At 65.8% G+C, this 22741-nt stretch carries 21 protein-coding genes and 3 pseudogenes; 5 read left to right on the forward strand and 19 right to left on the reverse strand.

Annotated features, from left to right (window positions below):
- The first annotated feature begins 166 nt into the window (after positions 1-166).
- On the forward strand, positions 167-1363 hold the full coding sequence (locus ACSJDS_RS01880) for a cation diffusion facilitator family transporter (RefSeq protein ID WP_473031876.1): 1197 nt from the start codon (positions 167-169) through the stop codon (positions 1361-1363).
- A gap of 70 nt (positions 1364-1433) precedes the next feature.
- Positions 1434-1556: a hypothetical protein gene (locus ACSJDS_RS01885; protein ID WP_473031877.1), complete on the forward strand. Its 123-nt coding sequence runs from the start codon at positions 1434-1436 to the stop codon at positions 1554-1556.
- A gap of 18 nt (positions 1557-1574) precedes the next feature.
- Here ACSJDS_RS01885 and mgtE read toward each other — a convergent pair whose 3' ends face one another.
- From mgtE to argC, 19 genes and pseudogenes are all read right to left on the reverse strand, one after another.
- Positions 1575-2948, reverse strand: a complete 1374-nt coding sequence (gene mgtE / locus ACSJDS_RS01890; protein ID WP_473031878.1) for a magnesium transporter — start codon at positions 2946-2948, stop codon at positions 1575-1577.
- A gap of 152 nt (positions 2949-3100) precedes the next feature.
- Positions 3101-3529, reverse strand: a complete 429-nt coding sequence (locus ACSJDS_RS01895) for a F0F1 ATP synthase subunit epsilon (protein WP_473031879.1) — start codon at positions 3527-3529, stop codon at positions 3101-3103.
- A gap of 24 nt (positions 3530-3553) precedes the next feature.
- A pseudogene (atpD, locus tag ACSJDS_RS01900) lies at positions 3554-4929 on the reverse strand (F0F1 ATP synthase subunit beta).
- 70 nt (positions 4930-4999) lie between these two features.
- Positions 5000-5884, reverse strand: a complete 885-nt coding sequence (gene atpG / locus ACSJDS_RS01905; RefSeq protein WP_473031880.1) for a F0F1 ATP synthase subunit gamma — start codon at positions 5882-5884, stop codon at positions 5000-5002.
- A 68-nt stretch (positions 5885-5952) separates the two neighbouring features.
- Complete coding sequence (atpA, locus tag ACSJDS_RS01910) at positions 5953-7497, reverse strand: F0F1 ATP synthase subunit alpha (RefSeq protein ID WP_473031881.1); 1545 nt, start codon at positions 7495-7497, stop codon at positions 5953-5955.
- Positions 7498-7513: 16 nt separating this feature from the next.
- Entirely contained in the window at positions 7514-8050 is a 537-nt protein-coding gene (locus ACSJDS_RS01915) for a F0F1 ATP synthase subunit delta (RefSeq protein WP_473031882.1), read from the reverse strand.
- A 12-nt stretch (positions 8051-8062) separates the two neighbouring features.
- Positions 8063-8533, reverse strand: a complete 471-nt coding sequence (locus tag ACSJDS_RS01920; RefSeq protein WP_473031883.1) for a F0F1 ATP synthase subunit B — start codon at positions 8531-8533, stop codon at positions 8063-8065.
- Between the two features lie 75 nt (positions 8534-8608).
- Positions 8609-8836, reverse strand: a complete 228-nt coding sequence (atpE, locus tag ACSJDS_RS01925; RefSeq protein ID WP_195861500.1) for a F0F1 ATP synthase subunit C — start codon at positions 8834-8836, stop codon at positions 8609-8611.
- 68 nt (positions 8837-8904) lie between these two features.
- Positions 8905-9732 carry a F0F1 ATP synthase subunit A gene (atpB, locus tag ACSJDS_RS01930; protein WP_473031884.1) on the reverse strand — a complete coding sequence of 276 codons (828 nt, stop codon included), beginning with the start codon at positions 9730-9732 and terminating at the stop codon, positions 8905-8907.
- A 9-nt stretch (positions 9733-9741) separates the two neighbouring features.
- Entirely contained in the window at positions 9742-10146 is a 405-nt protein-coding gene (locus ACSJDS_RS01935; protein WP_473031885.1) for an ATP synthase subunit I, read from the reverse strand.
- A gap of 361 nt (positions 10147-10507) precedes the next feature.
- Positions 10508-11425 (reverse strand): ParB/RepB/Spo0J family partition protein, encoded by a 918-nt coding sequence (locus ACSJDS_RS01940; protein WP_473031886.1) that lies wholly within the window; start codon positions 11423-11425, stop codon positions 10508-10510.
- Between the two features lie 40 nt (positions 11426-11465).
- Positions 11466-12235: pseudogene (locus ACSJDS_RS01945) on the reverse strand (ParA family protein).
- Between the two features lie 40 nt (positions 12236-12275).
- On the reverse strand, positions 12276-12941 hold the full coding sequence (gene rsmG, locus ACSJDS_RS01950; protein ID WP_473031887.1) for a 16S rRNA (guanine(527)-N(7))-methyltransferase RsmG: 666 nt from the start codon (positions 12939-12941) through the stop codon (positions 12276-12278).
- Positions 12938-14833 carry a tRNA uridine-5-carboxymethylaminomethyl(34) synthesis enzyme MnmG gene (gene mnmG, locus ACSJDS_RS01955; protein WP_473031888.1) on the reverse strand — a complete coding sequence of 632 codons (1896 nt, stop codon included), beginning with the start codon at positions 14831-14833 and terminating at the stop codon, positions 12938-12940. Before mnmG ends, rsmG begins: the two co-directional genes overlap by 4 nt.
- A 568-nt stretch (positions 14834-15401) precedes the next feature.
- Entirely contained in the window at positions 15402-16169 is a 768-nt protein-coding gene (locus tag ACSJDS_RS01960) for an amino acid ABC transporter ATP-binding protein (RefSeq protein ID WP_473031889.1), read from the reverse strand.
- Positions 16170-16182: 13 nt separating this feature from the next.
- A complete protein-coding gene (locus tag ACSJDS_RS01965; RefSeq protein WP_473031890.1) occupies positions 16183-16854 on the reverse strand; it encodes an amino acid ABC transporter permease in 672 nt (223 codons plus the stop codon).
- A 110-nt stretch (positions 16855-16964) separates the two neighbouring features.
- Positions 16965-17753: a transporter substrate-binding domain-containing protein gene (locus ACSJDS_RS01970; RefSeq protein ID WP_473031891.1), complete on the reverse strand. Its 789-nt coding sequence runs from the start codon at positions 17751-17753 to the stop codon at positions 16965-16967.
- A 105-nt stretch (positions 17754-17858) separates the two neighbouring features.
- Entirely contained in the window at positions 17859-18212 is a 354-nt protein-coding gene (erpA, locus tag ACSJDS_RS01975; protein WP_473031892.1) for an iron-sulfur cluster insertion protein ErpA, read from the reverse strand.
- A 96-nt stretch (positions 18213-18308) separates the two neighbouring features.
- Positions 18309-19343 carry an N-acetyl-gamma-glutamyl-phosphate reductase gene (gene argC / locus ACSJDS_RS01980; RefSeq protein WP_473031893.1) on the reverse strand — a complete coding sequence of 345 codons (1035 nt, stop codon included), beginning with the start codon at positions 19341-19343 and terminating at the stop codon, positions 18309-18311.
- Positions 19344-19489: 146 nt separating this feature from the next.
- Here argC and ACSJDS_RS01985 point away from each other — a divergent pair.
- From ACSJDS_RS01985 to thiD, 3 genes and pseudogenes are all read left to right on the forward strand, one after another.
- A pseudogene (locus tag ACSJDS_RS01985) lies at positions 19490-21268 on the forward strand (chloride channel protein).
- A gap of 10 nt (positions 21269-21278) precedes the next feature.
- Positions 21279-21710, forward strand: coding sequence for a protoporphyrinogen oxidase HemJ (gene hemJ, locus ACSJDS_RS01990; protein ID WP_473031894.1), 432 nt, complete (start codon positions 21279-21281; stop codon positions 21708-21710).
- Positions 21710-22666: a bifunctional hydroxymethylpyrimidine kinase/phosphomethylpyrimidine kinase gene (gene thiD / locus ACSJDS_RS01995; RefSeq protein WP_473031895.1), complete on the forward strand. Its 957-nt coding sequence runs from the start codon at positions 21710-21712 to the stop codon at positions 22664-22666. Before hemJ ends, thiD begins: the two co-directional genes overlap by 1 nt.
- Positions 22667-22741: the final 75 nt, after the last annotated feature.

The raw sequence follows: 22741 nt of genomic DNA on the forward strand, positions 1-22741 counted from the left end.
GCCTGCCACGGGGCAACGGCAGGGGCGACGTAACGCGCAGAGGATACACGCCTCATCGGCGCTTGTCCGCCACGGCCCTCTGCATGGCAAGCCGGGGGCACTCCTGCCTTCAACAGGCCGGAGGGAAGTGCGAGAATCACGGCAGTGCAAAGGGACTGAACATGCCATGATCGCCGAAGACCCCGCCCGGCCCAGCGGCGCCAAACCCGACCGCCTAGAGCAGCATGCCCGCCATACCCGCGAGGCCAAGCGCGCGACCTACATCGCCGCCTGGCTGGACGGGGTGCTGGGGGTGGCCAAGGTGATCGTCGGCACCCTGGTGGGATCGGCGGCGCTGGTGGCCGACGGCATCCACTCCTTCTCCGATCTGGTCACCGACGGTTTCGTGCTGGCCGCCACCCACTATGGCCGCCAGGGCCCCGATCACGACCACCACTACGGCCACGGCCGCATCGAGACCCTGGCCACCCTGCTGCTGGGCAGCGTGCTGATCTTCGTGGCCGGGGCCATCGCCTGGTCGAGCCTGCAGCGGCTGCTGGCGGGCACCCAGATCGCCGCCCCGGGAATCTGGGCCATGCTGCTGGCCCTCGCCGCCTTGCTCAGCAAGGAGCTGCTGTTCCACTACACCATGCGCATCGCCAAGCGAGTCGGATCGAAGCTGCTCGAGGCGAATGCCTGGCACTCACGCTCGGACGTGCTCTCCACCGCGGTGGTGCTGGTGGCACTGGTCGGCGCCCAGTTCGGCGCCGGCTGGCTCGATGCCGTGGCTGCCGTCATCGTCGGCCTGCTGGTGGGCAAGGTGGGCTGGGACCTGCTGTGGGAGTCGGCCCGCGAGCTGGTCGACACCGCCCTGCCGGCCGACGCCCAGCAGAAGATGCACCAGGTGGCGCTCGACGTTCCCGGCGTGGAGGGTGTGCACGATCTGCGCACCCGGCAGTCGGCGGGCCACGCCATGGTCGATCTCCACGTGGTGGTGGGAGCGCGTATCAGCGTCTCCGAGGCCCACGAGATCGGCAACGAAGTCAGTCGCCGGTTACGCCGAGCCTACCCCGCCCTGAGCGACGTCACCTTTCATATCGACCCTGAGGACGACGCCGGCGAAGGCGATCCCAGCCGGTTTCCCGGCCTGCCGCTGCGCCCGGAGGTGAACCGGACGCTGGCCGAGCGTTGGTCCGACCTGCCAGTCTGGCCGCATATCGAGGCGTATCGGCTGCACTATCTCGAGGGGCGGATCTACGTGGAAATCTGGGTCGACGACCAATGGGGCCCATCGGACGGACGGGAGCTGACCCAACAGCTGGTCCACGAGGCCGGCGACCTGCCCTGGCTGGCCGATGTCGAAGTGGTCAGGCGGCTGCGCTGAAGCGTTGACAAGGCGACATTCTTGCCGGAAGGTAAGCCTCCCCTGCACCTAGTTCATGCTTGGAGTTCCCGTGGCCGCCGAGATGATTGTGCCCGCCGTTTCCCTGATCGCCATCCCGTTCAGCCTGCTGCTGAGCGTGATCCTATTCGTAGCGATTCGCGCTTTTTTCACCCGCGACAGGAGCGACTCCTGACGCGGGAGTGGGAGGCCCTCACACCCCAGCCAAGATCGCCGTGGCGATACTGAAGTAGATCAGCACCCCGCAGGCGTCGATCAGCGTGGTGACCAGCGGTGCCGAGGCGGTGGCGGGGTCCCAGCCCAGGCGCTCGAGTACGAAAGGCAGACACATCCCCAGCAGACTGCCGAACAGTACGATAGTGACCATGCTCATGGCCACTACCATGGCAACCGCTTCGCCGCCGCGCATGACACCAATGGGAGCCACCGCCAGCGCCATGGTCAGGCCAAGCGAACCGGCCACCAGCAGCTCACGCCCGAGCAGCTTGCTCCAGTCCTTTACTCCGACATCGCCGGTCGCCATGCCCCGCACCATTAGGGTCGCGGCCTGGGCGCCGGCGTTACCGCCGCTGCCGATCAGCAGCGGCAGGAAGAACACCAGCGCCACCTGGGCGGCAATGGTGTCCTCGAAATAGGCGATACCGGCACCGGAGAAGAGATTGGCAAAGACCAGCAGCACCAGCCAGATGACCCGCTTGCGATACAGGCTCCAGATCGGCACCCGACTGACGCCATCCTCCAGGGCACCGATGGACATCCCCTTGTGGAAATCCTCGGTGGCTTCGGACTCGGCCACGTCCATGGCGTCATCGTGGGTGACGATGCCCACCAGCCGCTCGTCATGATCGATGACCGGCATGGCCAACAGGTCATAACGCGAGATCAACCGGGCGACTTCTTCCTGCTCCTCATCGACCGAGATGCTGATCACGTCCTTGATCATCAGATCATCGACCTGGGCACCGGGGCGCGCCACCATCAGCTGGCGCAACGACAGGGTGCCGGCCAGCTTGCCGTCGGGGTCAATGATATAGAGCTGGTAGACGGTCTCGGCATCCGGCGCCGTCTGGCGCACCCGCATCATCGCCTGGGAGACGGTCATGCCGCTGGGAATGGCCACGTAGTCCGAGGTCATGATGGCCCCGGCGGTGCCCTCTTCGTAGCTGGCCAGGCGCTTGAGATCCTCGCGCTCCTGGCGCGCCATGCGCCTGAGCAGCGTCTCGCGGCGATCTTCACCCAGCAGGTTGAAGAGGTCGGCGCGCTCATCCGATCCCATTTCCTCAAGCACCGACAGCAGGGTCTCATCGGACATTGCTTCGGTCACTTCCAGCTGCACTTCACCGGGCAGATAGCCCAGCACATTGGCACAGCGTTCGAGAGGCAGATAGTCGAGCAGTCGCAAAACGGCCGGAAGCTCCTGATCATCCTCGACCAGCTCCTCGAGAATCTCAGCCAGATCGGCGGCCCGCAGTTCAGGCAACAGCTCATCGAGACGCTCTCGCTGATCTTCAACCAGCGACTCAAGCAGCACCGCTTTCTGTTCCTGCAGGGTCTCATTCAAAGGCATGGGCATCCTCCTGACGCCAATCGGCAGAGAGAGGGGTAATCAAGAGTCGCGATCACCAGGCTAGCCGGCATCATAACAGAGACGAAAACGCCCCCCGAACCCCGTCATGGCGACAGGAGTTCAGAGGGCGTTAAAACGGCTTGGGTCTGGCTTCAGCCCTTGCCGGCTTTCTTGCGCAGCTGCTGGATGGTGCGCAGCTGGGCCACGGCCTCGGCGAGCTCGGCGGCGGCGCGGGTGTAATCCAGCTCCGCCGACTTGTCGTTGAAGGCCTTCAGCGCGTGCTGGCGGGCTTCCTCGGCGGCGGCCTCATCGAGGTCGCCGGCACGGGAGGCCGCGTCGGCCAGAACCGTGACCACGTTGGGCTGCACTTCCAGGAAGCCGCCGGAGACGTAGAAGTTCTCCTCCTCGCCACCATCATGAATCACCCGGATCGGGCCCGGCTGCAGCTCGGTCAACAGCGGGGCGTGCCCGGGCAGGATGCCCAGGTCGCCCATGATGCCCGATGCCACCAGCTCTTCGATCTCGCCACTGAAGATCGACGCTTCGGCGCTGACGATGTTGCACTTGAAGCTGTTCGCCATAGCGAATCCCCCTGATGGACGGGATTACTTCATCTGGTTGGCTTTCTCGACGGCCTCGTCGATGGTGCCGACCATGTAGAAGGCCTGCTCCGGCAGCTCGTCGTACTCGCCGTCGAGGATGCCCTGGAAGCCACGGATGGTCTCCTTGAGCGACACGTACTTGCCGGGAGAGCCGGTGAAGACCTCGGCCACGAAGAACGGCTGCGACAGGAAACGCTGGATCTTACGCGCCCGGGCCACGGCCTGCTTGTCCTCGTCGGACAGCTCGTCCATGCCCAGGATCGCGATGATGTCCTTGAGCTCCTTGTAGCGCTGCAGCACGCCCTGCACGCGGCGAGCGGTGTCGTAGTGCTCCTCGCCGACGACCAGCGGGTCGAGCTGGCGCGAGGTGGAGTCCAGCGGGTCGATGGCCGGATAGATCCCCAGCTCGGCGATCGAACGCGCCAGTACCACGGTGGCGTCCAGGTGGGCGAAGGTAGTGGCCGGCGAGGGGTCGGTCAGGTCGTCCGCGGGCACGTAGACGGCCTGCACGGAGGTGATCGAGCCCACCTTGGTGGAGGTGATGCGCTCCTGGAGAACGCCCATCTCCTCGGCCAGGGTCGGCTGGTAGCCCACCGCGGAGGGCATCCGACCCAGCAGGGCGGAGACCTCGGTACCGGCTAGGGTGTAGCGGTAGATATTGTCGACGAACAGCAGCACGTCGCGGCCTTCATCGCGGAACTTCTCGGCGATGGTCAGGCCGGTCAGGGCGACGCGCAGACGGTTGCCCGGCGGCTCGTTCATCTGACCGTAGACCAGCGAGACCTTGTCGATAACGTTCGACTCGGTCATCTCGTGGTAGAAGTCGTTACCTTCACGGGTCCGCTCCCCTACGCCGGCGAACACGGAGTAACCGCTGTGCTCGATGGCGATGTTGCGGATCAGCTCCATCATGTTGACGGTCTTGCCCACGCCGGCGCCGCCGAACAGGCCAACCTTACCGCCCTTGGCGAACGGGCAGACCAGGTCGATGACCTTGATGCCGGTCTCCAGCAGCTCGTTGGACGCTGCCTGCTCGGCATAGGTGGGGCGGGACGGTGAATGGGCATGCGCTCCTGCTCACCGATGTCGCCGGCCTCGTCGATGGGGCGACCCAGCACGTCCATGATGCGTCCCAGCGTCTCCTTGCCCACCGGCACGGAGATGGCGGCACCGGTGTTCTCGACGTCCATGCCACGCTTCAGGCCCTCGGTGGAGCCCATAGCGATAGTCCGCACCACGCCGTCGCCCAGCTGCTGCTGGACCTCGAGCACGGTCTCGGAGTTGGCGACGTTGAGCGCGTCGTAGACCTTGGGAACGTTGTCCCGCGGAAACTCGACGTCAATCACCGCGCCGATGATTTGTACGATACGTCCGCTCATCTTGCGATCCTCTCAAAAACCTGCAAATGAAACCTGGTATGCCGGAAGAGCCCTGGGCTCTTCCCGGGCGCTATACGGCTGCGGCACCGCCGACGATCTCGGAAATTTCCTGGGTGATGGCGGCCTGACGGGCCTTGTTGTAGACCATCTCCAGATCGTCGATCAGGCCGCCGGCGTTGTCGGTGGCGTTCTTCATGGCGATCATTCGCGCGGCCTGCTCGCAGGCCCCGTTCTCGACCACCGCCTGATACACCTGCGATTCGATAAAGCGAACCAGCAGGCTATCCAGCAGCGCCTTGGCATCCGGCTCATACAGGTAGTCCCAGCTACCGGGACGCTTGTGGTCCTGATCCTCCGCATCGGCCCCCATGTCGGGAGACAGCGGCAACAGCTGACGAACCACCGGCTTCTGCGTCATGGTGTTGACGAACTCGTTGTACACCACATACAGACGATCCAGCCGTCCCTCGTCGTAGGCGTCGAGCATCACCTTGATGCTGCCGATCAGGTCCTCGACCTCGGGCGCCTCGCCCAGGCCGCTCTTGGCCGCGACCAGGTTGCCGCCGTAGTTGCGGAAGAAGCCGCCCGCCTTGCTGCCCAGCGCGCAGAAATCGAGCTCTGCGCCTTCGCTGCGCCATGCCATGGCATCCTTGATGACGGCCTTGAACAGATTGACGTTCAGACCGCCACACAGGCCGCGATCGGTGGACACCACGATATAGCCGACTCGCTTCACCTCGTCACGCTCGACCATGTAGTCGTGCTTGTACTCGGGGTTGGCGTCGGCGATATGGCCCACGACGTTGCGGATCTGCCGGGCGTAAGGCTGGCTGGCCTTCATCAGATCTTGCGCTTTACGCATCTTCGACGCAGCGACCATTTCCATGGCGCTGGTGATTTTCTGCGTATTCTTGATGCTCCCGATCTGGGTGCGTATCTCTTTTGCAGCTGCCATAGCGATCTACTCCGTTCGTGGCCCTCAGAAAGCTCCAGGGCCCGCCCTCACCGGGCGGGCCGGCGGAATTACCAGCTCTGAGTGGCCTTGAACTGCTCGAGACCCGCCTTCAAACCCTGCTGGATCTCGTCGCTGTAGTCGCCGGTCTGGTTGATCTTGTCGAGCAGCTCGGCGTGTTCGGACTTCATGTAGTCGAGCAGAGCCCGCTCGAAGTCCAGCACCTTGCTGACATCGACGTCATCCAGGAAGCCTTCGTTGGCGGCATACAGGGACACCCCCATCTCGGCCACCGACAGCGGCGTATACTGCTTCTGCTTCATCAGCTCGGTGACGCGCTGACCGTGCTCCAGCTGCTTGCGGGTGGCCTCGTCCAGGTCGGAAGCGAACTGGGAGAAGGCCGCCAGCTCGCGGTACTGGGCGAGTGCCAGACGCACGCCGCCGCCGAGCTTCTTGATGATCTTGGTCTGAGCCGAACCGCCCACGCGGGAGACCGACAGACCGGCGTTGATCGCCGGGCGGATACCGGCGTTGAACTGGTCGGTCTCCAGGAAGATCTGGCCGTCGGTGATCGAGATCACGTTGGTCGGAACGAAGGCGGAGACGTCGCCGCCCTGGGTCTCGATGATCGGCAGCGCGGTCAGCGAGCCGGTCTGGCCCTTGACTTCGCCGTCGGTGAACTTCTCGACGTAGTCGGCGTTGACGCGCGCGGCGCGCTCGAGCAGACGCGAGTGGAGATAGAAGACGTCACCCGGATAGGCTTCACGGCCCGGCGGACGACGCAGCAGCAGCGACACCTGACGGTAGGCCCAGGCCTGCTTGGTCAGGTCGTCGTAGACGATCAGGGCGTCCTGGCCGCGGTCGCGGAAGTACTCGCCCATGGTGCAGCCGGCGTAGGGCGCCAGGAACTGCATCGGGGCCGGGTCGGCGGCGCCGGAGGCGACGACGATGGTGTGCTCCATCGCGCCGTGCTCCTCGAGCTTGCGCACCACGTTGGCAATGGTCGACTGCTTCTGACCGACGGCCACGTAGATACAGGTAACGCCCTTGCCTTTCTGGTTGATGATGGCGTCGATGGCGATGGCCGACTTACCGATCTGGCGGTCGCCGATGATCAGCTCGCGCTGGCCGCGGCCGATCGGCACCATGGCGTCGATCGCCTTGAGACCGGTCTGGATCGGCTGGTCGACGGACTGACGGGTGATGACGCCCGGGGCGACCTTTTCCACCGCGTCGGTGAGCTTGGCGCCCACCTCGCCCTTGCCATCGATCGGCGTTCCCAGCGGGTCGACCACGCGACCGATCAGCTCGGGACCCACCGGCACCTCGAGGATGCGGCCGGTACAGCTGGCGGTCATGCCCTCTTCCAGCTGCAGGTAGTCGCCCAGCACCACCGCACCCACGGAGTCGCGCTCGAGGTTGAGCACCATGCCGTAGATGCCGCCGGGGAATTCGATCATTTCACCGAACATCGCGTCTTCGAGGCCGTGAATCTTCACGATGCCGTCGGAGACGCTGACGATGGTGCCCTGGTTGCGGGCTTCGGATGCGACGTCAAGCTTCTCGATACGCTGCTTGATGATGTCGCTGATCTCGGAAGGATTCAGTTGCTGCATGCCATGTCCCTCAGACTCAGGCGGTAAGGGCTTCGGAGAGGCGGTTCAGTCGACCGCGCACCGACCCGTCGATGACGGTGTCGCCGGCGCGCAGGATGACGCCCCCGATAAGCTTCGGATCCACCTGAGTGGTAATGGAGATTTCGCGATTCAGGCGCTTCTTGAGCGCACCGGCGAGCTTCTGCTGCTGCTTGTCGTCGAGCTCGTAGGCCGAAAGCACGGTGACGTCGACGCGCTTCTCGTAGTCGGCGCGCAGCCGTTCGAACTGCTCGGCGATGGCGCCCAGGGCCGAGAGGCGCCCCTTGCCGGCGAGGATATCGAGGAAGCGACGTCCGGCCTCATCGACCTTGACGTCGGCCAGCTCGATGACCAGCTCGACCTTGCGCTCGCCGGTCAGCTTCGGGCTCGCGATCAGTTTCTGCGCATCGCGCTCCGCCACGACCTGGCCCAGCTTGAACAGCAGCTCGGACCAGGCCTTGAACGCCTTCTGGTCGCGTGCGAACTCAAATGCGGCCTTGGCGTAGGGGCGTGCGACGGTAGACGTTTCCGCCATGGGTCACCTCCTTCACAGTTCGGCGGCAAGCTTGTCGAGCAGCTTGCGGTGTGCCTTCTCGTCGACGGAGGCTTCCAGGACACGCTCGGCACCGGTGATGGCAAGCGTCGCCACCTGGGCGCGAAGCTCTTCCTTGGCGCGATGGATTTCCTGATCGATCTCGGCGCGGGCGCCGGCCACCAGGCGTTCACCTTCGGCGCGGGCCTGCTCGCGGGCTTCCTCGATCATCTGGCTGGAGCGCTTGTTGGCCTGCTCGAGGATCTGGGACGCCTGCTCCTTGCTTTCACGCAGGGTCTGCGCCGCCTGCTCCTGAGCGAGCTCGAGGTCGCGGGACGCACGGCTGGCCGCGTCGAGGCCATCGGCGATCTTCTTCTGGCGCGCGTGGAGCGCAGAGCTGATCGGCGGCCACACGTACTTGATGCAGAACCAGACAAAGATCGCGAAGGCGATCGTCTGCCCGATAAGCGTCAAATTGATATTCACGGGTATGTACCTCTGACTGGTTCGTGGCGACCGGGTATAGAAGCAAACCGAGCGCCGTGGCGCTCGGTGCTGTCGTTAACCGGCGACGACGAAGATCAGGTACATCGCGATACCGACACCGATCATCGGCACGGCGTCGAGCAGACCGGCCATGATGAAGGTGCGAGTCTGCAGCTGGTCGCCCAGCTCCGGCTGGCGAGCGGTGGACTCGAGCAGCTTGCCGCCGAGCAGGGCGAAACCGAGACCGGTGGCCAGGGCGCTGACGCTGATGATGATGGCCGCAGCAATGTAGACGATTTCCATGGTAGTGCTCCTGATAGTGAGTTGGGGTTAAGGGGTTAGGGGTTGGTTGACGTGCAAGCGTTGCTCAATCAGTGGTGCTCGTGAGCGGCGCTCAGGTACACGATCGACAGGGTCGTGAAGATGAACGCCTGCAGCGATACCACCAGGATGTGGAAGATCGCCCACGGCACATCCAGCAGCCAGATCGCCCAGAACGGCAGCAGTGCGATCAGGATGAAGATCACCTCGCCGGCAAACATGTTGCCGAAAAGACGCAGACCAAGGCTGATTGGCTTCACGATCAGGCCAACCACCTCGAGAATCAGGTTGAAGGGAATCAGCGACCAGTGGTTGAACGGCGTCAGGGAGAGCTCCTTGGCGAAGCCGCCCACGCCCTTGACCTTGCAGCTGTAGAAGACGATCAGGCAGAACACGCCGAAGGCCATGCCCAGGGTGGCGTTGACATCGGTGGTGGGCACGATCTTCATGTACTCGAAGCCGAGGCGACCGAACAGCTCCGGGAAGTAGTCGACCGGCAGGATCTTCAGCGTGTTCATTAGCAGGATCCACATGAACAGCGTCAGCGCCAGCGGTGCGATGTTGGCATTCTTGCCGTGGAAGGTGGAGCGGGTCAGGTTCTCGATGAACTCGATGACCATCTCCACGGCGTTCTGCAGCATTCCCGGCACCCCGGTGGTGGCCAGGCGGCCGGCCTTGCGGAAGACCCCCAGGAACAGCACGCCCATGGCGATGGACCAGCCCATGGTGTCGAGGTGAATGGCCCAGAAGCCCATCTCGGTGGCTTCGGCGGAGGTCGAGGCCAGCGACCAGCCATTCTCCGGATGCCTGCCGAAGGTCAGGTTCTGGAGGTGGTGCTGTATGTAATAGATGGCGGACATCTCATTATCTGCTGCCATACTGCTTCCTCAGGTTCGTGGGGTCGGCCGGTCACGCGCAAGCCAGGGAGTCAGCCAGTGCATGAGTTGGGCCGCCACATAGGCGACAAAGAACAAAGCGGGGTTTGAGGGGGGCACTGTCACGAACACCACCACGAACAGCGCCACCGTCAAACCGAACTTGCCCATCGCTGCCTGATACAGATTCATCACGCTGACCCTGGGCCGCTTGCCGCCGCGGCTGCGCAGGCCTCGCCAGACGAAATAGAGCGTCGGCAGCAGGCTGACCAGCCCGCCCATCAGCGCCGACAGGGCGCCTTCTAGGCCGTATCGCAGGGCGCCCAGCAGCGCTACGCTCAAGGCGGCGAGCCCCTGTGCCAGGAACAGTCGGGTGAAGTCCGGGCGCCGGCGCCTCATGGCAGCGTCTCTGTGCATCCTGTCGACATTTCCTGCCCTGCCAGAGCAGGGGTTGGGTGCCGGCTGAACCGAGCGTGACACTCAGGCAAACAACGGCGGATTATAGGGAAGCGGGGTAGGGCCTTCAACCAAACAACGGGCCTTTTACGCGCGAAACCTGCCACTTGCGACCAAAGGCGCAGGAATTGTCGACATTCACTTCGGAACGCGGGCCACCCGCGTGCTCGCCAAGGCGGCTAGGCTTTGTCCGAAAAGTCGGCGAGCGAAGGCCAGACAAGGCAAAAATCGGCGAAAAGACGGAGTTTACGGGGTGTAAATGAGTGCTTTGAGCCGATTTTTAACGCCGTATGGTCGAGCGCAGCCAGTTTTCAGGCAGAGCCTAGCGGATATGCTCGAGAATGCCGTCTAGCTCGTCCAGGCTCGAGTAGCGAATCGTCAGCCGCCCCTTGCCACCGCGGCCGTGCTGGATCGAGACCGGGGCCCCGAGCAGCTCGCCCAGGCGAGTCTCCAGGCGGGTCACGTCGGGGCTCGCCGGGGCCTTCTCGGCCTTTTTCGGCTCCCCCGCCGCAAGGCGCTTGACCAGCGCCTCGGTCTGGCGAACCGTGAGGTCGTGATTGACCACCTCGTGGGCCGCCCGGCGCTGCTTGGCTGCAGGAAGCACGAGCAGCGCCCGAGCGTGGCCCATGTCCAGGTCGCCGCGCTCGAGCAGGGTCTGGACCTCCGGGTCCAGCGCCAGTAGGCGCAGCAGGTTGGCGACCTGGGCCCGGGAGCGGCCCACGGCGTCGGCGACCTGCTGCTGGGTCAGCGCGAACTCATCCATCAGCCGCTTGAGCGCCAGCGCCTCCTCCACCGGGTTGAGGTTCTCGCGCTGGATGTTCTCGATCAGCGCCAGGGCCAGGGCCACCTCGTCGCTGACCTCACGGATCACCGCCGGGATGGTATCGAGCTCGGCCAGCTGGGCGGCACGCCAGCGACGCTCACCGGCGATGATTTCGTAGCGCGCCTCGCCGATGGGCCTGACCACGATGGGCTGCATCACGCCTTGGGCGCGAATCGAGTCGGCCAGCTCCTCCAGGGCCTCGGGCTGAATATCGCGGCGCGGCTGGTACTTGCCGCGGCTGAGCTGGCCCAGCGGCAGGCGCTCCAGACGCTCGTCGGCGACCGCCGGGGCCATGTCGGCCTCAGCCGTATCGGGCTGCGCCGCTTCGATCTCGGGTAGCTCGAGGCTTTCCCGGCGCCGGGCACCGGCGCCGATCAGGGCATCCAGGCCGCGGCCCAGGGCGCGTTTATGCGTCATCGACTTTCCCTCATCACAGCAAGGTGGTACCAGGCGGCGTTCACAGAGACAGCCGGCGAATCAGCTCCTTGGCCAGCACCCGATGGGCCTGGCTGCCCCGCGAGAAGCGCGCATACTTGGTCACCGGCAGCCCGTGGCTGGGCGCCTCGGCGACCCGCACGTTGCGCGGTATGGTGGTCTTGAGCAGCGCCTCGCCAAAGTAGTCGCGCAGCTGCTTGCTGACATCCCGGGTGAGGCTGTTGCGGCCGTCGAACATGGTGCGCAGGATGCCGTAGATGGCCAGCGACGGATTCACGCTGTCCTTGATCTGCTCCACGGTGTCGAGCAGCGCCGAGAGCCCCTCCAGGGCGTAGAACTCGCACTGCAGTGGAATCAGCACGCCGTCGGCGGCGGTCAGGGCGTTGACGGTGAGCATGTTCAGCGACGGCGGACAGTCGATCAGCACCACGTCGTATTCGCCGGCCACCGTCCCGAGAGCATCCACCAGGCAGCGCTCGCGGCCCTGCTGGCGATCCAGCAGCTCGACCTCGGCGGCGGTCAGGTCGCCATTGCCCGGCAGCAGCGCATAGCCCGCCGCGGGGCAGTCGAGAATCACCTGGGGGCGGTCTTCTCGCCCAGCAGCAGGTCGAGCACGCTGCCGTCCAGCTCGTACTTGTCGATCCCGCTGCCCATGGTGGCATGGCCCTGGGGGTCGAGATCGACCAGCAGCACGCGACGGTCCAGCGCCGCCAGGCTGGCGGCGAGGTTGACGGCGGAGGTGGTCTTGCCCACGCCCCCTTTCTGGTTGGTCACGGCGATAATCTTGGTCACGGGCGACTCCCTCATTCCGCACTTCCCTGGTGACGGCGCCTCAGGGGCGACCGTGGGTGGAACCTCGACGCTCGACGATCAGCAGCTGTCGCTTCCCCTCGGTGAAGGGCACCGACAGGACATGGCGCTCGCTCACCGCCAGCGCTTCGGGTAGGGCGGCGAGCTCGTCATCGGCACCAGGCCCCTTCATCGCCAGCCAGCGCCCGCCGGGGGCGGGCAGGTGGGCGGTCAGGCGAACGAAATCGCCGAGACTGGCAAAGGCCCGCGAGATCACCTGGCCGTAGCCGTCGCCGGGCGGCGCATGAGCCTCGACCCTCGCCTGCACCGGCGTCACGTTGGCGAGGTCGAGCTCCATCACCGCCTGGCGCTGGAAGCGCACCTTCTTGCCGTTACTGTCGAGCAGTGTCACGGCCAGTTCAGGCCTGAGGATGGCCAGGACCAACCCCGGCAATCCCGGTCCCGCACCCACGTCCAGCAGCGCCTGGTCCCCGACGAACGGCACAACGGCGGCGCTGTCGAGCAGGTGCTTGGCCACCATCTCATCGGGTGAGCGTACCGCGGTGAGGTTATAGGCGCGATTCCACTTGTGCAACAGGGCCAGCAGGGCCAACAGCTGATCGCGCTGGGACGCTTCGAGGTCGATGGACAGGGCGTCGAGACCCTCATCCAGGCGGGCGATGACGCTGGGCGTTACGGCGTCACTCATCCGTTGGCCACCCGGTTGTCCTCGAGAAGCCGTCGCTTCTTGAGATGAATCAAGAGGATGGAGACCGCCGCCGGGGTCACGCCGGAGATGCGCGAGGCCTGAGCCAGGGTCGCCGGTCGCGCCTCGCTGAGCTTCTGGCGAATCTCGTGGGAGAGCCCCTCGACCTGGGCATAGTTGAGATCGTCGGGCAGCGGCGTGGCCTCATGGCGCTTGAGCTTGTCGATCTCCTCCTGCTGGCGGTCGATATAGCCCTGGTACTTGGCCTGGATTTGCACCTGTTCGGCCACCGAGGCCTCCTCGACAGGCTCACCGACCAGGCTCGCCACGTCGGCGTAGCCGAGCTCGGGACGCTTGAGCAGGTCCATCAGGCTGTACTCCCGCGCGAGGGGCTTGCCGGTCTTGGCCGCCACGGCCTCGGCGGCGGCGGTGCCGGGCTGCACCCAGCTGGCCTTGAGACGTGCGCTCTCGCGTTCGATGGCCTCGCGGCGAGCGCTGAACGCCGCCCAGCGGGTGTCGTCCACCAGGCCCAGCTCGCGGCCGGTCGCGGTGAGGCGCAGGTCGGCGTTGTCCTCGCGCAGCAGCAGGCGATACTCCGCCCGGGAAGTGAACATCCGGTAGGGCTCCTGGGTCCCCAGGGTGATCAGGTCGTCGACCATCACCCCCAGATAGGCCTCATCGCGACGCGGATGCCAGGCCTCGGCGCCCTTGGCTCGCCGAGCGGCGTTGAGCCCGGCCAGCAGGCCCTGGGCGCCGGCTTCCTCGTAGCCGGTGGTGCCGTTGATCTGCCCGGCGAAGAACAGGTTGTGGATAAATTTGGTTTCCAGGGAGTGCCTGAGGTCCCGCGGATCGAAGAAATCGTACTCGATGGCATAGCCGGGCCGGGTGATATGGGCGTTCTCGAGCCCCTGAATCGAGCGCACCACCTGCAGCTGGACGTCAAACGGCAGCGAGGTGGAGATGCCGTTGGGGTAGAGCTCATGGGTCTCCAGGCCTTCCGGCTCGATGAACACCTGATGACTGGCCTTGTCGGCGAAGCGGTGCACCTTGTCTTCGATTGAGGGGCAGTAGCGCGGCCCGACGCCCTCGATCATCCCGGAATACATGGGGGAGCGGTCGAGGTTGGCGAAGATGATCTCGTGGGTGCGCTCGTTGGTGTGGGCGATGTGGCAGCTCACCTGGCGCGGGTGCATCTCGCGGCGGCCGAGAAACGACATCACCGGGGTCGGGGTGTCGCCGGGCTGCGCCTCGAGCACCGAGAAATCCACGCTCTTGGCATCGAGCCGTGGGGGCGTGCCGGTCTTGAGCCGGTCGACGCGAAACGGCAGCGCCCTCAGCCGTTCGGCCAGGGCGTTGGAGGGCGGGTCGCCGGCGCGGCCGCCGCGGCTGCTGTCGAGGCCGATATGGATCACCCCGCCGAGGAAGGTGCCGGTGCACAGAACCACCGTCTCGGCGAAAAAGCGGATGCCGGTTTCGGTCACCACCCCGCGCACGGTGTCGCGCTCAACGATCAGGTCCCCGGCGGCCTGCTGGAAGAGCGTCAGGTTGGGCTGGTTTTCCAGCATCCCGCGGATCGCCGCCTTGTAGCGCACCCGGTCGGCCTGGGCGCGCGTCGCCCGCACCGCTGGCCCCTTGCGGGCGTTGAGCATGCGGAACTGAATACCGCCCAGGTCGGTGGCCAGCCCCATGGCACCGCCCAGGGCATCGATCTCCTTGACCAGATGACTCTTGCCGATCCCGCCGATGGCGGGATTGCAGGACATCTGACCGAGCGTCTCGATGTTGTGGGTCAGCAGCAGGGTCTGACAGCCCATGCGGGCGGAGGCCAGGGCGGCTTCGGTTCCCGCATGGCCGCCGCCGATGACGATGACGTCAAAGCGGTCGGGGTAATCCAAGGTGCACCTCGTTGGCGCCGCGGCGCCGTCTTCCAGTCAGTCAGGGATGAAATCAGCCCGCCAGTATAAACCCCCTGTGGGTAATCGTCAGGGTTTTCCACACCTCGAACGTCCATGGAGCCTAGCTCGCCTCTCATTAATTAAAACAGATTATATATAAAGAGAAGTTCTGTTGTGGTTGTTACTACTGGTGTGGACAAAATCCGTGGACAAGTGGGTATCTGGTAATCTTATCAATAGCTTAGATTGTTGGCGAAAGGCGGGGAAAAGGGCGGACTGGCTGCGGACGAGCGGTGGTGAGGCTGTGGGCAACAGTGCCGCTTGTCCACAGCGGTCGTTGGACACCGCTTGTCCACCGACGGATACCGGGCTTGTCACCGTGGCTGTGAACAACCTCGCTGGGTGCGAGACAAGCCGCTAACGCCGGGGCCTGGCGGCCGATTTAAGGGGGTGGGGAAAAATTTTTTTCCACAGGCAGAAAAACGGCCCTGTCGTGTGCGACAGGGCCGTTTGGGTCGGGCGAGTCTCCGCGGCGGGAAGACGAGTCTAGGCCGTGGGCCGCGTCGCCTCAGTGCTTGAGCACTCGGGAGAGGAAGCTGCGAGTCCGCTCGTCGTGGGGCTGGTCGAAGATGCGCTCCGGCGGCCCCTCCTCGGCGATCTCGCCCTTGTGGATATAGATGACCCGATCGGCCACTTCGCGGGCGAAGCCCATCTCGTGGGTGACGATGATCATGGTCATCCCCTCCTTGGCCAGCTCACGCATGGCATCGAGGACCTCCCCGATCATCTCCGGGTCCAGTGCCGAGGTGGGCTCGTCGAAGAGCATCAGTCGTGGCTCCATGGCCAGGGCCCGGGCCAGGGCGACGCGCTGCTGCTGACCTCCGGAGAGCTGGCTGGGGTACTTGGCGGCCTGGTCGCTGATGCCGACCCGCTCGAGCAGCCGCTGGGCGGTTTCCACCGCATCCGCGCGGCTCCAGCCGCGTACCTGCATGGGGGCCAGCGTCACGTTGTCGAGAACGCTCAGGTGGGGAAACAGATTGAACTGCTGGAAGACCATGCCGACTTCCGTGCGGATGCGCTGCAGGGCCTTGCTGCTCTTGCCGTGGGTCGTGAGCTCGTTGCCATCGACTTCGATATGCCCCTGCTGGAACTCCTCCAGGCCATTGATGCAGCGGATCAGGGTCGACTTGCCGGAGCCGCTGGCACCGATGACGACCACCACCTCCCCTGGCTTGACTCGCAGGTCGATGTCCTTGAGGACATGCAGGCTGCCGAAATGTTTGTTGACCTTCTCCATGATCACGATGGGAGCGGTCGCCGTATCGTGCTGTGTCATGGGCTGACTCCCGTTATTGTCCCACCAGGCCGCGACGCTCCAGCTGGCGCAGCAGCAGCGACAGGCTCCAGGTGATGGCCAGATACATCAAGGCCACCATGAGATAGACCTCCAGGGCGGTGAAGGTGGTGGCGATGTAGATCTGCCCCTGTCGAACCAGCTCACCGACGCCGATCACCGAGAACAGCGAGGTGTCCTTGATGCTGATGATGCCCTGGTTGCCCAGCGGGGGATCATGCGCCGGAAGGCCTGGGGCCAGATCACGAAGCGAAACGCCTGGGGTGCGGGACAGGCCCAGGGAGAGGGCCGCCTCGCGCTGGCCGCGTTCGATGGACTGTACGCCGCCGCGCACCACCTCGGAGATATAGGCCCCGGAGTTGACCGCGATGGCAGCGATGCCGGCGGTCAGGGCGTTGATCGGCCCACCGAGCAGCTGGGGCAGGCCGTAGAAGATGAACAGCACCTGGACCAGGATCGGCGTACCCCGAAACACCTCGATGTAGAGGATCGCCGGCCAGCGCAGCCAGCGGATCGGGCTGATCCGCAGCAGGCCGAAGAAGATGCCGATGAAAAACCCGATGGCCAGGCCACCGAAGGAGATCAGCAGCGTCCAGGGAATGCCGGGCAGCAGGTGGGGTATCGACCGGAACGCTGCCGCCCAGTCGAATTGAAAGGTGACTTCCACGCGTGTGTCTCCGCAGTCGGGACGACTCAACGTTGGCGGGGCCGGGGGTCTGGCCACCCGGCCCCGCGTCTACCCCGCCCGGGGGCGGGGCCATCAGGCCGTCGGATCGATCAATCGTCGCTCGGCGCTTCGCCGAACCACTTCTCGTAGATCTCGGCGTAGGTGCCGTCTTCACGCATCTCGGCCAGGGCCGCGTTCACCGGCTCGACCCACTGGCTGCCCTTGTGGAAGACGATGCCGTACTGCTGGCCGGCGTAGAGGGGCCCGACCACCTTGGTGCGGCCTTCACCGCGGGTCTGGGAGAAGTAGGCAACGTTGGGGGCGTCGTAGAAGGCGGCATCCACGTTGCGGCCGAGCAGCGCCATGTACATGTCGCTGTTGCCCGGGTAGGGCACGATATTGGCGCTGTCGCCGAGGTGCTCCTGGAGGAAGTCGTAGCTGGTGGAGCCGATGCGGGTGGCCACCGACAGGCCTTCGAGATCCTCGACCGTCTCGACGCTATCGTTGTCGATGCGCACGATGATCTGCAGGCCGCTATCGTAGTAGGGATCCGAGAAGTCGACGATCTCGGCGCGCTCCTCGGTAATAGTGACCCCGGCGATGGCGATCTCCTGGCTGCCGGTCTGCACCGCGGGGATGATCCCGGCAAACTCCATGGTGGTGAGATCGACCTCGAAGCCGGCACGCTCGGCCACTTCGTTGATGATGTCCATGTCGAAGCCGATCATCTCACCGGTATCGGGATCCATCATCTCGAAGGGCACGAAGCTGGGGTCGGTGACCACGCTGACCGTGGGGGTGTCGGCGAAGGCTGCGGCGGAGAGGCCGACCCCCAGCGCCAGGCTCGTGGCCAGGGCAGATTGCTTGAAATGCTTGGAAGAAACGAAAGATTTGTTCATCGGGTTCCCCGTTATAGGACATTTTCATGGGATTCGCCAGATTAACCTTGGCGAGAATCCCGAAAAGCGTCAAGTCGGGGAACGGGAAGCGGTCAACGCCCGGGCTCAGACCATGAAGGAGGCGCCACAGCCGCAGGTGGTGGTGGCGTTGGGGTTCTGAACCAGAAAACGCGCGCCGGCCAGGCCCTCCTCGTAGTCCACGGTGGAGCCGACCAGGTACTGGTAGGAGAGCTCGTCGACGACCAGCGCCACCTCGCCGAATTCGATCAGGGCGTCGTCATCGCCCACGTCGTCGGCGAAGTCGAAGCCGTACTGAAAGCCGGAGCAGCCGCCGCCGGTGACATAGACCCGCAGCTTGAGTTCGCGGTTGCCCTCTTCCTGGACGAGCGCCTGCAGCCGCTTGCGTGCGGCGTCGGAGAGCATCATGGGCGTGGGCACGAAGGATTCTGCGCCGCTCATGGGCACCTCCCTTAGGGGAATAAGAAAATTCGACCGGCCATTATCCCCAATCCCCAGCAAATTGGTCAACTTTTGCTGGGGATTGGGGGTGTGAGATCAGGGCATCAGCGCCGGGGCGGCCAGGCCGGCGTGCTCGTCGAAGCCGAACATCAGGTTGAGGTTGTGGATCGCCTGGCCGGAGGCGCCCTTGACCAGGTTGTCGATCACCGCCAGTACCACCACGGTGTCGCCGTCGCCGGGGCGGTGCACCGCCAGGCGGCAGAGGTTGGCGCCCTTGACGCTGCGGGTCTCGGGATGGCTGCCGGCGGGCATCGCGTCGACGAAGGGCTCCTTGGCGAAGCGCGCCTCGAACAGCGCCTGCAGATCGCCCGGCTCGCCGGTCAGCCGGCCATAGAGGGTGGCGTGGATGCCGCGGATCATCGGGGTCAGGTGGGGCACGAAGGTCAGCCCCACCGGGCCACCGGCGGCGTCGCCGAGCCCCTGGCGGATCTCCGGGAGGTGGCGGTGGCCGGAGGCGCCGTAGGCCTTCATCGATTCGCTGGCCTCGGCCATCAGCGAGGGCACCTTGGCGCCGCGCCCGGCGCCGGTGACGCCGGACTTGCAGTCGGCGATCACATGCTCGGCATCGATCAGTCCCGCCTCGAGCAGCGGCAGCAGGCCGAGCTGCACCGCGGTGGGATAGCAGCCGGGCACGGCGATCAGCTTCGCCTGGCGAATGGCGTCGCGGTTGACCTCCGGCAGGCCGTAGACGGCGTCGTCGAGCAGCTGCGGGGCGCCGTGGGGCTGGCCGTACCAGCGGGCCCACTCCTCGGCGTCGCGCAGGCGGAAATCCGCCGAGAGGTCGATGACCCGGGTTCCTTCGGCCAGCAGTTCGCCGGCCAGGGCATGGGCCACGCCGTGGGGAGTGGCGAAGAACACGGCGTCGCAGGCGCCCAGGCGTTCGGCGTCGGGCTCGCTGAAGGCGAGCGTGTCGTAGTGGCCGCGCAGGTTGGGGTACATGTCGCTCACGGGCATGCCCGCCTCGGAGCGTGAGGTAATGGCCTCGACCTCGACCTCGGGGTGCTGGGCCAGCAGCCTGAGCAGTTCGACCCCGGTATAGCCGGTGCCGCCGACGATTCCTACCTTGATCACGATGGTCTCCTCTCGTAGATGGCCTGAGGCCAGTGGCCTGAAGCAGCGGGGCGCCCGGAACTGGGATGACGCCTAAGGGTTATGATACACAAGTGACAGGGCGGCTCCCTAGCCGTCCGCAACCTTGGCCGCACAGGAACACCGCCGTGCCGCGACTGCCGCGCTTCGATGCGAGCCTGGAAGGCTTTCGTCGCCAGCTCGCCAATGTGGATGCCCTGCCGCAGCTCTGCGTGCTGGGGGTCGTCTGGGCCTGATTGACCGGTGCGCTGATGGTCGGGTTCCGGCTGCTGCTGGAGCTCGGCGCCTTCACCTTCATGCCCGACGGCGACCCGGAAGCCTTCGAAGGACTCTCGCCGCTGCTGCGTGCCGCCCTGCCGCTGCTGGCGGTGGCCATCATCGGGGGCTTCCTGCGGCGCCAGCCGCCGGCGGCCCGCAAGCTGGGGGTGGGGCACGTCATCGAGCGGCTGACCTATCATCAGGGGCGCTTTCCGCTGCGTAACTGGCTCAACCAGTGGTGGGTCGGCGTGGTGTCGGTAATCGGCGGGCTCTCGGCGGGTCGCGAGGGGCCGGCCATCCATCTGGGGGCCGCGGCAGCCAGCGGCCTCGGGCAGCACCTACGCCTGCCCCACAACAGCCTGCGGGTGCTGGTGGCCTGCGGCACCGCGGCGGGCATCTCCGCCTCTTTCAATACGCCGATCGCCGGGGTCATCTTCGCCATGGAGGTGGTGATGATGGAGTACACCATCGCCGGTTTCATGCCGGTGATCCTGGCGTCGACCATGGGCGCGCTGGTGGCGATGCTGGTCTACGGCTCGGAGCCGGCCTTCCAGGTGCCCACCGTCAGCCTGGAGTCGCTGGCCCACCTGCCCTGGATCGTGGTCACGGCCCTGTTCATCGGCCTGCTGGCCGGGCTGTTCATCCATGTCTCGCGCAGCGGCCATCGGGTCGATCACTGGCCGGTGTGGCTGCGCCTGGGGGCGGTGGGGCTGGCCACCGCCGCGGTGGCCTGGTGGTATCCCGAGGTGCAGGGGATCGGCTACGACAGCCTGGCCGCCTCGCTGACCGGTGAGCTGGCGGTGGACGTGCTGCTGGCGCTGGTGGTGGCCAAGCTGCTGCTCACCGCCATCACCGTGGCCAGCGGCATTCCCATCGGCATCATCGGCCCGGTGCTGGTGGTGGGCGCCGCCGCCGGCGCCCTGGCGGGGCTCGCCGGGGCCTGGCTGTCGCCGCATCTGGCCGCCGAACCGGGGTTTTACGCCATGCTGGGCATGGCGGCGATGATGGGGGCGGTGCTGCAGGCGCCGCTGGCGGCGCTGATGGCACTGCTCGAACTTACCCACAACCCCCAGATCATTCTGCCGGGCATGCTGGCGGTGGTGATCTCCGGGCTGACCTCGCGCCAGCTGTGCCGCTGTGACGGCTTCTTCATCAGCGTGACCCGCAACGGCCTGCATCCGCTGCAGCAGCCGCTGATGCAGGCGCTGTCGCGGGTCTCGGTGCCGGCGGTGATGGAGCGCAGCCTGGTGCGCACGCCGCGCATGGTGACCCGGGAGCAGGCGCGTCGCCTGCTCGAGGCCAAGCCGGTCTGGGTGCTGATCATGCGCTCCACCGACGACAAGCCGACCCTGGCGCTGAAGGCGGCGGACCTGGCGCGGGCGCTGATGAACGAAGGCATCGTCGAGCAGGCCACCACGGCGGAGGGCGAGCTGATCGATCTGCTGGAGGTTCCCGGCCAGCGCCTGGAGATGGCGCCGATTCACCTCCAGGCGACGCTCTCGGAGGCCTTCGAGCGTCTCAACGACAAGGCGGTGGATGCGCTCTACGTGGAACACGGCCATCGGCCCAAGCAGAAGCGCATTTCCGGTATCATCACCCGCGGTGCCATCGAGCGCTACTACCGCGTCAACGCTTCCCCCTCCGCTTGAAAGGACTGCCATGTATCTCTGGATCAAGGGTCTACACATCGTCGCCGTGGTGACCTGGTTCGCCGCTCTCTTCTATCTGCCGCGGCTCTATGTCTACCACGCCATGGCCCGCGACAAGGGGGAGCAGCAGGCCATCGACTATTTCAAGGTGATGGAGCGCAAGCTCTATCGCGGCATCATGACCCCCTCGATGATCGCCGTGGTGGGGCTTGGCGCCTGGCTGCTGATCCTGATGCCGGCCTGGCTGGGCCAGGGCTGGATGCACGTCAAGCTGCTGCTGGTCGTGCTGCTGGTGGGCTATCACCATGTCTGCCTGGTCTATCTCAAGCAGTTTGCCGCCGGGCGCTGTACCAAGGGCCATGTCTTCTTCCGCTGGTTCAACGAGCTGCCGGTGCTCGCCCTGCTGGCGATCGTCCTGCTCGCCGTGCTCAAGCCGTTCTGATGAGTGACGACACCCTGTCCGCTTCGCGTCCGCCGGTGGTGCTGGTACTGGCGGGCCATGACCCCACCGGCGGCGCCGGCCTGGTGGCCGACCGCGAGGCCGTGGCCGCCTGCGGCGGCTGGGCGCTGACGGTACCTACGGCGCTGACGGTACAGAACTGTCGCGACGTGCATAGGGTGATTCCCCTCGAGGCACGCTTGATCGGCGAGATGGCCGCCGCGCTGGACGAGTTCGAGATCGCCGCCATCAAGGTGGGGCTGCTCGCCAGCCCCGCTAGCCTGGAGGCGGTGGTGGCCATCCTCGAGGCGCACCCCGGCGTCCCGACGGTGGTGGACCCGGTGCTTAAGGCCGGCGGCGGGAGTGAGTTATCCACAGCTGGGCTGCTCGACGCCTTTCGCCGTCGACTGCTTCCTCATGTGGATATCTTGACGCCCAATCGGCTCGAGCTGGCGCGCCTGGCCGGCCCGGAAGCGCGCGATGATGCCGATCGGGCGCGGCGGCTGATTGGCCTGGGCGCCGGGGCGGTGCTGGTGACCGGCACCGACGACCCCGAGGCCCAGGTGCCGGCGGACCGGGTCGAGCAGGTGTTGTACACCCGCACCCAGCGCCACGCCTGGCGCTGGCCGCGCCTGCCGGGGCGTTATCACGGCTCAGGCTGCACCCTGGCGGCGGCGCTGGCGACCCGGCTGGCGCGGGGGAGCCCTTGCGCGAGGCGTGTCGCCAGGCTCAGGCCTTCACCTGGCAGGCCCTCGAGCGGGGCTGGCAGCCGGGCAACGATCAGTCGCTGCCCGATCGCACTGTGCGACCGCCGGGCGCTCGCTCGGTTTGACCGGCGGCTATGCCGGCGCCCCTTTCGCGCCATGGGGCTGGCCAAGCCGGGCGGCGGCCCACAGAATGTGGGGATAACGCGACGGCACGCGCAAGATGGCCGACAATCACCGGGATTTCACGGTTAGTGCCGAGGTTATCCCCGATTCTGTCCACAAGCCGTCAGGCCTGGCCGCGCTCATACTCGATTCCATCCATCCGTG

This window comes from Halomonas sp. SL18_1 (assembly GCF_055755715.1).